This window comes from Sulfuricurvum sp. (assembly GCF_023229695.1).
Classification (GTDB): Bacteria; Campylobacterota; Campylobacteria; order Campylobacterales; family Sulfurimonadaceae; genus Sulfuricurvum.
In genome coordinates, this window is record NZ_JALNYS010000003.1 from 177,998 (window position 1) to 190,795 (window position 12,798).

Consider the following 12,798-nt stretch of genomic DNA (forward strand, 5'->3'; position numbering starts at 1 on the left):
AAAATGTTAGACGTTGTACATCTTTGTATAGTACTCGTGCGCCATACGTCCCGAATCGAACGCAGGGATGACATCCGACATCGCACTTTTCATAATCTGTGTCCAATGTTCGGGTTTATCGTAATACATCGGGATAATTTCATTTTCCAGCAAATCCATCAAATTCTTGTTATCTTCATAATCTTGCTCCTCTACCGGTTTATCGTGGTCGATCGGCGGAATCGTAAAGGAGTTGTACCCGTGTTTGGCAAACTCCGGATGCCATCCGTCATTCGTCGAAAGGTGGATAGAACCGTTCATACTCGCCGTCATCCCGCTGGTACCGCTGGCTTCTCTGGAAACGCGCGGGGTATTGAGCCAGACATCCGACCCTTTTTTCAAGATTTCAGACAATTCCAGCTCATATCCCACCAAAACCGCCATATTTTTATAGCTTTTGCTGATATGGATCAGCTCATTGAAATTATTAATCGCATTGGTATCAAACGGATACGGTTTTCCGGCCCATATAACCTGAATCGGCTTATCGTGACGCTCCAGAAGTTTTCGAAAACGCTCAAAATCCAGTTTAAGAAGTCCCGGACGTTTGTATTCGGCAAAACGGCGTGCCCAGACGATCGTTAAAATATCCGGATTGAACATTTTTCCGGTTTGATCGGCAACGACATTAAACAAATTGCGTTTCAGATGCTTTTTACGGGAGATTAATGCGTAATCTTCATGTTCATCCAATGCGGAGAGCATCCCCTTATCGGTCCAGTACCGCCGATTTTGAGCATTCGTGATATAGGTTATTTCAGAGCGTCCTTCGCAATTTTTCCACATCCGATTCGCCACTTCACCGTGAAAACGGGAAACGGCATTGGTCCGCTTGGATGCCCGTAAAGCCCCTATCGTCAAATTGAAAGCATCCTCTTGAATCCTCGTGATCCTGCGTACCGTATCCATATCCAATCCGTTGAAAAAACCGAATTTATGCAGCGTGTAAATATTGTGCTGTTCATTGCCGGCATCTTCGGGGGTATGCGTGGTAAAGACCACCTTCTCTTTTACCTTTTCCATATCGTTGAATTTTGCATACAGTTCATACGTCAGAGGCAAGGCATGCCCTTCATTCATATGGTAGATCTCGATATTCTGCTTCAGGGCCTCGAGCACTTTCACCCCCCCGATCCCCAGAATCACCTCCTGAGAGATACGGCTCTCCTCATTGGCATCATAGAGTTTGTGGGTAATGGTCCGGGCCAAAAAATCATTTTCGGGGATATCGGTGGACAACAAAATCAGCGGGGCGGCATTGAAAACATGGGGCGGTACATAAAATGCTTTAATATGAACCTCTTTGGAGTGGATGCACACCGTTGCCCGAACACCGAGATCCTCCATAAAGTAGTACTGTTTCCGGATAAATTCCGCTTTTAAACTGCCGTTTTCGTTCCGGGATTGATCGTAATATCCGAAACTCCATAAAATACCGACTCCGACCACATTTTGCCGAAGGTCAAACGCACTTCGCATATGGGAACCCGCTAAAAAACCCAAACCGCCCGAATAAATTTTCAATGCCTGATGAATAGCAAATTCCATGGAAAAATAAGCAACACTGGTGCTGTATTTAGGATCAATTTCATAATCGTGTAATATCATTTCTTCTTCTTTACTCTACTTTTTTTATAACTTTATCTAATGAATTAGAAAATTCACCTATCATTTTTAAATTATATCCGTATTCTATCCTACTAAATCTTTGTCAAACTGCACCATTATAGTATAAAATAATCACCTATACGTTACATTTATTAATCAATAAAGCGATAAAATACAACTCTTTTAGATTAAATTTATTGCTTCACCACACAAAGGATTTTTATGAGCATTCACCCTTATGCAGGAAAAAAAGTACCAAAGTCAGCCTTGATCAATGTCCCGGAACTGATCAGTGCTTACTATGTTAAAATTCCCGATACAATGAAGCAAGGAGAACGGATCAGCTTCGGTACGTCGGGCCATCGCGGCTCTTCGCTTCTTCGAAGTTTTAACGAAACTCATATTTTTGCCGTAACCCAGGCGGTGTGCGACTATCGCAAACACGCGGGGATAGAGGGGCTCTTGTTTATGGGGATCGATACCCACCCTCTCTCCTATCCGGCACAACTAAGCGCTTTGCAGGTCCTTGCCGCCAACGGTGTTCAGGTCCGTATTGCCCAAGACAACGGCTATACCCCTACCCCCGTCATCTCACACGCCATCTTAACCCACAACACCGACACCTCCGCGCAATGCGACGGAATCGTGATCACCCCATCGCATAATCCCCCGGCTGACGGCGGTTTCAAATACAATCCCCCGCATGGAGGGCCTGCCGATACCGATGTTACCGGATGGATCGAAACACGTGCCAACGCCATTATGGAAAACAAGATGGAGGGGGTGCGGAAGCTCCCCCTCGAAGAGGCCCTTAATGCCGAAAACGTGGCGGAATACGACTTTATAACCCCGTATGTGGAAGATCTTCAAAATGTCATTGACATGGAAGCGATAGCCGCATCGGGGATCCGTATCGGAGCCGATGCGATGGGGGGATCGGGAATGGCCTATTATCCGGCCATCAAAAAGCGTTACGGACTCAATATGGAGATTTTTAACGATACACTTGATTCGACGTTCTCTTTTATGCACTGCGACAAAGACGGAAAAGTCCGTATGGACTGTTCTTCCCCCTACGCAATGGCCGGTCTCGTAGCGTTCAAAGAGGATTTTGATATTGCCTTCGGAAACGATACCGACTTTGACCGTCACGGCATTGTGACCAAAAGCGTCGGACTCATGAATCCGAATCACTATCTCAGTGTAGCCATCGATTATCTCGCACGTCACCGCGTGGGATGGAACCATGACTTGGGAATCGGAAAAACCTTGGTCAGCAGCTCCATGATCGACCGGGTAGCCGAAGCACTGGGAAAAAAGGTTATCGAAGTTCCCGTCGGTTTCAAATGGTTCGTCAGCGGCCTTACCGAAGGGAGTATCTTTTTCGGCGGGGAAGAGAGTGCGGGGGCCAGTTTTCTGCGTAAGGACGGACGTGTCTGGAGCACCGACAAAGACGGAATCATTATGACCCTTCTCGCCGCCGAGATTCTTGCCGTTACGGGGCGTGATCCCGGCGAACACTATTTAGAACTGACCCAAAAATTCGGTGCGCCGATCTACGCGCGTATCGATGCACCGGCCAGCAGCGAACAATGTGCGGTACTCAAAAAACTCTCTCCCGACGACGTCAAAGAATCGCTCCTCGCCGGCGAACCGATCGAAGCGATTTTGACCAATGCTCCCGGCAACGGAGCAACTATCGGCGGACTGAAGGTCATAGCAAAAAACGGATGGTTCGCCCTGCGTCCTTCCGGCACCGAGCCCATTTACAAAATCTATGCCGAAAGTTTTATCGGAGAGGAGCATCTTCGCCAAATTCAAAACGAAGCGCAACAGATGGTAGGAAAACTCTTTTAGAGTTATTCTCTGATGTTACGCACTTTCTGGGCGAAGCCCAGAAAGTGGCAGGGACGGCCCAGCCGGCACTGCGTGTCATCGGCTCCTAAGCTAAAAAAGCCAAGCAGTTGGCTTTTTTGACGCTTGTCACCCATACAGCCCCCTGAAGCTTCCCGTATCTTTCGGATACGGGAGATTAACTCCCCTTGAAGTACCCCTTAAGACAAGGTGCGTAAGGTCAGTTACCCTATCGCAGTACGGTTGCGCCCCCCATTTTTTGCTGCATAGAGGGCATTATCCGCACGTTTTAACAAGCCATCCCTATCCAACGCTCTATCCGAAGGGTTTGTGATAGCGCACCCGATACTGACCGTAACAACCGAAGAGACCTCCGATGCGGGGTGGGCAATGTGCAGCGCCTCTACGGCCCGGCGAATGTTCTCGGCACTTTGAGCAAGCGTTGCCTCATCGCAATGGGGAAGAAGGACGATAAACTCCTCCCCACCGTAGCGTGCCGCCAATTCACCCCCCCGTGCACTGCTGTTGACGATAGCAGCGGCAACTTTCTGCAAACAGACATCCCCCTCTCCGTGTCCCAGAGTATCGTTGTATTTTTTAAAATAATCGATGTCGATCATGCACAGACAGAGCGGTGTCGTGTTGCGCAGGGCGCGACGCCACTCTTCTTCATAAACGGCGTCAAATCGACGCCGGTTCGGAATATGGGTGAGCGAATCAATAAAAGCATACTCTTCCAGCAACCTGGATTGTCGGCTCAGACGCAAATGGGTCTGGATCCGCGCCTGCACGATCGGAAAATGGAACGGTTTCGTAATATAATCGACCGCCCCCACGGAAAATCCCTTCGTTTCATCCTCTACATTGCTTTTTGCCGTTACAAAAATCACCGGTATCTCTGCGGTATCAGGGTTTCCTTTTAACTGGACACACACTTCGTATCCGTCCATCCCCGGCATCATAATATCAAGCAATATTAAATCAGGCGGTACCTGTGAACGTGCAATTTCCAGCGCTTTTTCCCCTCGGGTTGCAATCTTGATTTCGTACTCTTTGCTCAATATTTTGGAGAGGATCTCAATGTTCATCGGGGTATCATCAACGATCAAGACGATGGGTTTTCGATTAGGGGCGATGGGAAACATCCTCTTCCTTTATACGGGTTTGGAGTACTTTTACCGCATCGTACCCTTTTTCATAATCAAAATTTTTCAATGCGTCTCGAAGGATGATCCACTGTCGGTCATTTCGGTATTCTCCCAGAACCCTTTCTATATTTTCAACCTCTTCGTGTTCAACAAACTGACTATTCTGGAGCTTTTGGCCGATTATCCCCAATTGTTCCGCAACGGCATCATAATCAACCGCATGTTGACCTGAATACCCCTCCTCTTGTAATAGACTCAACCCTTTTTGCAAACGGCTCAGAGTTTTACACATCGGATTCAACATCACCGCTTTGGAATCGGCCAGTTTGGATTCAACCTCCCTCACCTGCTCATGCAGCGTATTGGCCCCGATTGTGGCACTCACCCCTTTGAGGGTATGTACCCACCGCCGCGCCTCCTCAAAATCACCCTTTTGCAGCATCGCTTTAAGCGGAAGGCACCCCTCCTGATACTGGTGGAAAAACTGCACGAGAATGCGGTGATACAAGGCGGTGTTTCCGGCACTGTTATTTAATCCCGCGTGCAGATCAATCCCCTCGATCTTTTGAGGGAGGTGCGTGACCGAAATCTCCGAAGGGGCAGGAGTGAGGTGTTTTCTCTCTTTAAAACAAGGAGAGATCCAACGTGTCAAAACATGGGCCATCGTAACGATATCGATCGGTTTTGGAAGATAATCATCCATTCCCGCTTCCAGGCACGCCTCTTTATCATTTTGCATCGCAGCAGCCGTCATCGCGATAATCGGGGTATCGTCTTTGCGTCTGCGGATTATTTTGGTCGCTTCGATCCCATTCATCACCGGCATCTGATAATCCATCAGTATCCCGTCAAAACGGCGCTTTTCGAGAAGCTCAACGGCTTGGAGCCCATCCGTCACGGTGGTCACTTCAATCCCCATTTTCCGTAAAAAGTCCCCCTCGACTTGTATGTTGATCTCATTGTCCTCTACCAATAGAACCGATGCCCCACGGATCGGGGAAGAGATCACAATGAAATCATCCTTGTTCTCTCGGAGTGAACCTCTGGATTTCAAATTCTCGGTACCAAGATCGGCAATCGCAAAATCAGCGGTAAAGGTAAACGTCGATCCGACCCCCTCCTCGCTTGAAAACTCCAGTTTTCCCCCCATCAATTCGGCAAGACGTCTGGAGATGGAAAGCCCCAGACCGGTCCCTCCGTATTTACGGGTAATACTCTCATCCGCTTGGGAAAACATGGTAAACAATTTGGAATGATCTTTGGGTGCGATACCGATACCGGTATCTCTTACGGCAAAACGCAGCGTAACACTATTGGCCGATATTTTTTCGGCTGAAACAAAGAGATCCACCTCTCCCGATTCGGTAAACTTCAGTGCATTCGAGAGAAGATTGTTCAAAATTTGGGAAATTCTTAAAGAGTCTCCGATCAATTGCGTAGGGATTTGCGGAGCAATCCGAACAATGAGGTTCAACCCCTTTTCATCCGCTTTCGGGGCGAATAGATTGGCTCCCTGCTCGATCAGTTCATTTATATTAAATGATATTTCAGCGATGGTCAGTTGATTGGCTTCAATCTTGGAAATATCCAGGATGTCATTAATGATCTCCAAAAGAAGCCGGGAAGATTTTTCAATTTTTTCAAGATAACGTTCCCCCTCTTGCGGTAATTTCAGCGTATGGGTCAATTGAAGCATCCCTAAGATAGCATTCATCGGTGTCCGTATCTCATGAGACATATTCGCTAAAAAATCACTCTTGGCCCGATTCGCCGATTCGGCACTTTTCTTGGCGGCTTTCAGTTCGAGTTCATACTCTTTAATCGACGTAATATCATGATAGACGGAAAAGAGGTACCCTTTTCCTTTTATCTCGATCATCTTAACCGATACGGTCACATCGCGTATCTCCCCGTTCTTCATTCGATGCTGCGTCTCAAAGAGTTCAAATTGTCCATTTTTCAATGTGGCAATATGCGCTTCAATATCCTCGGGGCTCTCATGAACTTCATAATTATGAATGCTCAATCGGGCGAACTCTTCAGCGCTGTATCCGAGTGCTTCATGGCTGATTTGATTAAACTCCACCGCCCTCCCCGTCTCCGGATCCAGCAACAATATCCCCACCGGCGAAAGATCAAAGAGGGTGTGATAGAGCTCTTCCGCATCCCGAAGGGCCTGTTCATTCTGCTTGCGTTCGGTGATATCGCGGACAACACTTAAAATAGAGGGCTGATGCTGATACTCGATGAGGGTTGCATGAATCTCTACCGGAATCGTTGTTCCGTCTTTTCGACAGTGTTCCCCCTCAAACATAACATGGCCGTTTTCTTCCAGCATCCGGATCGTGGAAGGGATTTTTTCCCGTCCTTTTGGGGTATCGATCAACGTAAGATCCTTTCCGAGAAATTCCTCCCGACTATACCCCAGACGCTCACACAAAACCGTATTAACTTCGAGAAAATTCCCGTTTAGGTCATGAATCACGATACCGTCACTCGATTTGTTAAAAATATTCCGGAAATTCATCTCCGATTCACGCAGCGACTTCTCCAATTCAACCCGATTGGAAACATCCTTACCGGTAGAAATATAATATTTTATCTTTTGCTCTTCATCCAAAATCGGACTGATAGTCTCCTCCTCATAAAAGAAACTGCCGTCTTTTTTCCGGTTAATGAAGGTATTGCGGTAGATTTTCCCAGAAGAGATCCTCTCCCACAGTTGCCGATAAAATTCTCTGTCGTGATGCCCCGATTTAAAGATACGGGTATGCGATCCGATCAATTCGATGCGGCTATAGCCGCTATGTGCCGACATAGAGTCATTCACAAACAAAATAAACCCTTTGGTATCGATGATTTTGACCAGATCATCGGTCTGCTCGATCGCCTGACCAAGCATCTTTAACTGCTCTTTGGTCTCTTTGATATCGGTGATATCGATAATGGTCCCCATCCCGGCAAAACGTCCGTTATACGTGATCGTATTCGTCGAAGCACGTATCGTTTTGATCAGACCCGATTTCGTCACCAGTTTAATATCATTATAAAGATAAGGGAATACTTTCCCTTCAAGCCGTTGCTTCGTAACTTCTCTGACCCTCTCCCGAGACGATGCTTCGATAATTTCCCATGCCGCTTTCGTATACAGCTCCTCTTTGCTGTACCCTGTAAGGGATGAAAAAGCGTCATTGACATAACAATAGTGCTCGTCGTAAATGAATATCCCCATTAGCGTATTTTCGGCTATAGCTCGAAACATCTCTTCACTCTGTTGAAGCTGACGCTCTATCCGTTTGCGCTCGGTGATATCATGGGCAATGACGACAAACTGTTTTTTGTTCTCGACCTCCATCATCTGAAGCCGTATTTCAACATCATAAACGCTCCCATCTTTGCGATGATGGCGTGTTTCAAAAAGAAGATACTCTTCCAAACCGAGATACAGAGGTTCTAATAGGGGAAGAAACGTTTCGGTTGTGTAATCCGGTTTAATATCGATCGGCGTCATCCTCATCATCTCATCGAGAGTATATCCGGTATTGTGCAGGGCAGCGCGATTGACATAGCCGAATCGGAGTGTTTCGGCATCGAAAATAAAAATCTCATTGATGGTGTTGTCGATAATTGATCCGAAAGAGAGGAGCTGATCGGTGGTTTTTTTGTAATCGGTTATGTCCAAAACGGTACCGATCAGATGTGTCGCTTCCCCCTCCTCGTTATAGAGCGTATTACCCGACTCCTGCACGTAACGGATCTCCCCGCTCTTCAAGAGTATCGGGTGCTCAAAATGATAAAAGCTCTTTTCTGCGATGCTCCGCTGAAGGGCATCATCTAATTTGGCTTTCTCTTCGGGTCTCAGGTAGGAGACAAACCGGTCATACGTGGGTACAAAACTCCGGGGTACCTCTCCGAAAATACGAAATACTTCATCCGACCACTCGATCTCATTGCTCCGTATATCCCAAATCCAGCTTCCGAGATGGGCGATGTGTTGCGCCTCTTCGAGCTGGCGACGATGTTTCTCATTTTCCGCTTCCAGTTGTTTGTCCCGGGCGAGATCTTCGTATATGGCCATGACATCGCCGTTTGGAAGCTTGATAATCTCATTTTTACGCCAACCGCTAATCCGTTCATCGCGATAAAACCCTTTTTCAAAGGTCTCGTGCCCCCCCTCCTTAAAAACACGCAGCAACACATCGTAGAGGCCGAATTCCTTCACCCCCGGAAATATATCGCATAGTTTTTTCCCCAGCAGCGCCTCTTTCTTAAACCCTTCAGTCTCTTCAGCCTGCTTGTTAAAATCGATAAAAATAAAATACTCTCCCGTATAACGGTACACCGCTACATTGAGAGGGAGAAGATCGATCGGTATATGGTAGTGGATTAAATCGTTTTGCGGGTTTGCCATCAAGATGTCCAAATAGAATAATAACCGACCTTACGCACCTTCTCTAAAGAAGTGCGAAAAGGTTAGTAATCTCCCGTATCCGAAAGATACGGGTAGCTTCAGGGGGGGGTGCAGGGGACAAATTGTCCCCTGCCACTTTACGGGCTTTGCCCGAAAAGTGCGTAAAAATAAAATACCGGGCGAAGCCCCTTAAGCCCCTTTTTTTGTGCCGATCCGTTTAAGATAGATCACTCCGACCGGAGGGAGGGTAAGGGTAATGGAGTAGGGGCGGCCGTGCAGAGGCTCTTCGACTGCCCCTACCGGTCCGGTATTACCGATATTCCACCCCTCATAGTACGCGGATTGAGAATTAAAGATCTCTTGGTATTCCCCGTTATACGGGACTCCTACTCGATAAAATTCCCGTGTCGAATCGGCAAAATTGCACAAAACGACGACCGTCTCATCCGGATTATCGCTTTTACGGATAAAGCTGATACAGTTGCGGGGAGCATCAGCGTCATCGATCCATTCAAACCCTTCACGCTTCTCGTCGTACTGATGAAGAGCCCGTTCCTCACGATAAATGAGATTAAGATCCGCCACCATTTTCTGAAGATTGGCATGCAGAGGGTTCTCAAGCAGATGCCAATCAAGACTTCTTTCAAAATTCCACTCCGCAAACTGTGCGATCTCTCCCCCCATAAAAAGGAGTTTTTTACCGGGATGAGCCATCATGTACCCATACAGAGCACGCAAATGGGCAAATTTTTGATTTGTATCCCCCGGCATTTTATTGATGAGTGAACCTTTCATATGGACTACTTCATCATGACTCAGCGGCAACATAAAATTTTCATCAAAACCGTACCACATGCTAAACGTCAGCTGCTGATGATGATGCTCTCGATAGATAGGATCGTAACTCATGTATTTCAGGGTGTCGTGCATCCATCCCATATTCCATTTAAACCCGAATCCCAGACCGCCGACGCTGACCGGACGTGTCACCATCGGCCATGCCGTCGATTCTTCGGCAATCATTAAAATATCGGGAAATTCTTTATAGGCACTTTCGTTTAGCTGCCGTAAAAAATCGACTGCCTCTAAATTTCCGTCGCCGCCGTACCTATTGGGGATCCATTCCCCCTCTTTGCGGGCATAATTGAGATAGAGCATCGACGCCACCGCATCGACACGGATACCGTCAATATGGTATTTGTCAAACCAGAACATGGCCGAACTGATCAGAAACGATTTCACCTCGTTACGACCGTAATTAAAGATAATACTTCCCCACTCCGGATGATACCCTTGACGAGGGTCCTCATGCTCATACAGCGCCGTCCCGTCAAAATTGATCAATCCGTGCATGTCAACGGCAAAATGAGAAGGGACCCAGTCCATAATGACCCCTACCCCGTTTTGATGGAGCGTATCGATTAAATACATCAAATCCTGAGGGGTTCCGAAACGGGCCGTTGCGGCAAAATAACCGACAACCTGATATCCCCATGAACCGAAAAACGGATACTCCGTCAACGGCATAAACTCCACATGGGTATAATGCATCCGTTTCATATAATCGACCAGCTCCACCGCCAGTTCACGATACGTCAGATAGCGATTTTCTTCCTCTACCTTCCGCATCCAGGAACCCAGATGCATCTCATACACACTGATAGGAGCACTGTGCGCATTGTGCGCATACCGCTCATTCATCCATACACGGTCACCCCATCCGTACTCGGCGATACTCCAGACCCGTGACGCCGATTTGGACGGCTTTTCGCTGTAAAAAGCAAACGGATCGCTTTTGTCGTGTATGATATTATGGAATTTTGAAACAATATGGTATTTATAGGTCAGCCCTATCTCTACCCCTTCGATAAATCCTTCCCAAATACCCGACTCGTCCCCGCGCAGCTGAAGCGGATGGGTATCGGTATGGTAATGGTTAAAATCTCCCCGCACACTGACGCGCTGTGCGTTGGGTGCCCAGACAGCAAAATAGACACCCGCTCTACCATTATATTCCATAATATGAGAGCCAAGCTTTTCGTACAGCTTCGTATGGTTCCCTTGCTTGAAAAGATAAACATCAAGCTCGCTTAACCGTGAAACCTCATAATTCATAGCATGGTTCAAAATCACTCCCAGTGTTGACGGCGGCTGAGCCGACCCTCAATTATACGACGGTAAAGGGCATCGTAGCCTTTTGCGGCTACGTCCCAATCATATCGTTTTTGCATCGCATTGCAACGAAGCTGATCAAACCCTTCTTTATCATAAGTCCAAGTGTCGATCGCCCATGTAGCGGTTCCGATCAGTGCTTCAGGAGTAGCATCATAAAACTTAAACCCCGTACCGCTGCGCTCAACTGCTTCAAAATTTTCAATCGTATCTTCCAATCCTCCGGTTGCACGGACGATCGGAAGGGTACCGTAGCGAAGGCTGTAAATTTGGTTCAGTCCGCACGGTTCAAAAAGTGACGGCATCAAAAAGATGTCGCTCCCTGCTTCGATTTGGTGTGCCAAATCGTTTCGATATCCGATGAAACAACCGAATTTATCCGGAAATTTTGCTGCCATGTCACGAAAGAAATGTTCTGCCCATTTCTCGCCGGCTCCCAGCAAAACAATCTGAATATCCATCTTCATCAGATGCCAGATAGCGCTAGAGAGTAACGTAATCCCTTTTTGTTCGGCCAGCCGTCCGACCCATCCAAGCAAAGGGATGTCATTGCGCTGAGGGAGATTGAATATTTTTTGCAACTCTGTTTTGCACACCGCTTTTCCCGACATATCCTCCGCATCATACGTTTTCGCCAGATAAGGATCTATGGAAGGATTCCACTCTTCATAATCGACACCGTTTAAAATCCCATACAGTTTATACGCATGAGCATCCACCAGCCCTTCCAAACCGCAGCCAAACTCTGCCGTACGTATCTCCTGCGCATATTTATGACTTACGGTGTTGATTATATCCGCATGGACTATCCCCCCTTTCAGGAGATTGATGCCGTCATATTCTTCAAGCTCATTGTGGTTGAAATGTTCCCAACCGACCCCCAAAACGTCCATGGCACCCTTGTAAAACTTCCCCTGATGCTGCATATTGTGAATGCTCATCAACGATCCCGTATTTTCAAAATCGGGATCAAACGCATATGTTGTATTGAGTAATACCGGTAATGCACCGGTATGCCAATCGTTGGCATGAATTACATCCGGTTTAAAACGGAGTTTTTTTGCCAGTTGCATCACCGCTTTTGAGAAGAAAATAAACCGATTGTCGTTATCGCTGTAACCGAATCCATCCTCTTCATATAACCCCTTTCGCCCGAAATACCCTTCGTGTTCAATAAAATAAATCGGAATATCGGATCCCGGAAGCGTCCCTTCATACACGCTTCCCCACTCTTCGCCCATAACCCCCATCAGTATTCCCAATGGTCCATCCAGTGGTTTCAGCCCATATTTCTCTTTATCGACAATATAGTAACGGGGCATAACCACACGTACGTCATGCCCTAAAGCACGCAGTGCTTTAGGCAAAACACCCGCCACATCGGCGAGACCGCCGCTTTTGGCATACGGGACGATTTCGGAGGCTGCAAATAGGATATTAAGATTCTTCATGATTATACTTTCGACCACTCTGCGATTTTAGCGGTATAGGTTTGTGCGATTGCTTCCCCTGCTTCTTGGGTTCTGGCCTGAATATAGAGGTTGAGATGATCGCTGTACTGATCGG

The 12,798-nt window shown here is 47.2% G+C and carries 7 protein-coding genes; 1 reads left to right on the plus strand and 6 read right to left on the minus strand.

Features of this window, described 5'->3' with window-relative positions; all coding sequences use genetic code 11:
• Positions 1-6: 6 nt before the first annotated feature.
• Complete coding sequence (glgP, locus tag M0P91_RS03300) at positions 7-1,647, minus strand: alpha-glucan family phosphorylase (protein ID WP_295064461.1); 1,641 nt, start codon at positions 1,645-1,647, stop codon at positions 7-9.
• 222 nt (positions 1,648-1,869) lie between these two features.
• Here glgP and pgm point away from each other — a divergent pair, with 222 nt between their 5' ends.
• Positions 1,870-3,504, plus strand: a complete 1,635-nt coding sequence (gene pgm / locus M0P91_RS03305) for a phosphoglucomutase (alpha-D-glucose-1,6-bisphosphate-dependent) (protein WP_295064463.1) — start codon at positions 1,870-1,872, stop codon at positions 3,502-3,504.
• Positions 3,505-3,506: 2 nt separating this feature from the next.
• Here the strand turns inward: pgm and M0P91_RS03310 are convergent, their stop codons facing one another.
• From M0P91_RS03310 to M0P91_RS03330, 5 genes are all read right to left on the minus strand, one after another.
• Positions 3,507-3,638 carry a hypothetical protein gene (locus M0P91_RS03310; RefSeq protein WP_295064465.1) on the minus strand — a complete coding sequence of 44 codons (132 nt, stop codon included), beginning with the start codon at positions 3,636-3,638 and terminating at the stop codon, positions 3,507-3,509.
• 87 nt (positions 3,639-3,725) lie between these two features.
• Positions 3,726-4,646 (minus strand): diguanylate cyclase, encoded by a 921-nt coding sequence (locus M0P91_RS03315; RefSeq protein ID WP_295064467.1) that lies wholly within the window; start codon positions 4,644-4,646, stop codon positions 3,726-3,728.
• Positions 4,627-9,060 (minus strand): PAS domain S-box protein, encoded by a 4,434-nt coding sequence (locus tag M0P91_RS03320; RefSeq protein WP_295064470.1) that lies wholly within the window; start codon positions 9,058-9,060, stop codon positions 4,627-4,629. The genes M0P91_RS03315 and M0P91_RS03320 overlap by 20 nt, the downstream gene beginning before the upstream one ends.
• 189 nt (positions 9,061-9,249) lie before the next feature.
• Complete coding sequence (gene glgB / locus M0P91_RS03325) at positions 9,250-11,187, minus strand: 1,4-alpha-glucan branching protein GlgB (protein WP_295064473.1); 1,938 nt, start codon at positions 11,185-11,187, stop codon at positions 9,250-9,252.
• 2 nt (positions 11,188-11,189) lie between these two features.
• Positions 11,190-12,683 carry a glycogen synthase gene (locus M0P91_RS03330; RefSeq protein ID WP_295064475.1) on the minus strand — a complete coding sequence of 498 codons (1,494 nt, stop codon included), beginning with the start codon at positions 12,681-12,683 and terminating at the stop codon, positions 11,190-11,192.
• Positions 12,684-12,798: the final 115 nt, after the last annotated feature.

What these genes read in the sequence shown, in the direction of transcription:
- M0P91_RS03330 (WP_295064475.1), bottom strand. Translation starts at nt 12,683, where the DNA reads ATGAAGAATCTTAATATCCTATTTGCAGCCTCCGAAATCGTCCCGTAT.
- M0P91_RS03310 (WP_295064465.1), bottom strand. Translation starts at nt 3,638, where the DNA reads ATGGGTGACAAGCGTCAAAAAAGCCAACTGCTTGGCTTTTTTAGCTTA.
- glgP (WP_295064461.1), bottom strand. Translation starts at nt 1,647, where the DNA reads ATGATATTACACGATTATGAAATTGATCCTAAATACAGCACCAGTGTT.
- M0P91_RS03320 (WP_295064470.1), bottom strand. Translation starts at nt 9,060, where the DNA reads ATGGCAAACCCGCAAAACGATTTAATCCACTACCATATACCGATCGAT.
- M0P91_RS03315 (WP_295064467.1), bottom strand. Translation starts at nt 4,646, where the DNA reads ATGTTTCCCATCGCCCCTAATCGAAAACCCATCGTCTTGATCGTTGAT.
- pgm (WP_295064463.1), top strand. Translation starts at nt 1,870, where the DNA reads ATGAGCATTCACCCTTATGCAGGAAAAAAAGTACCAAAGTCAGCCTTG.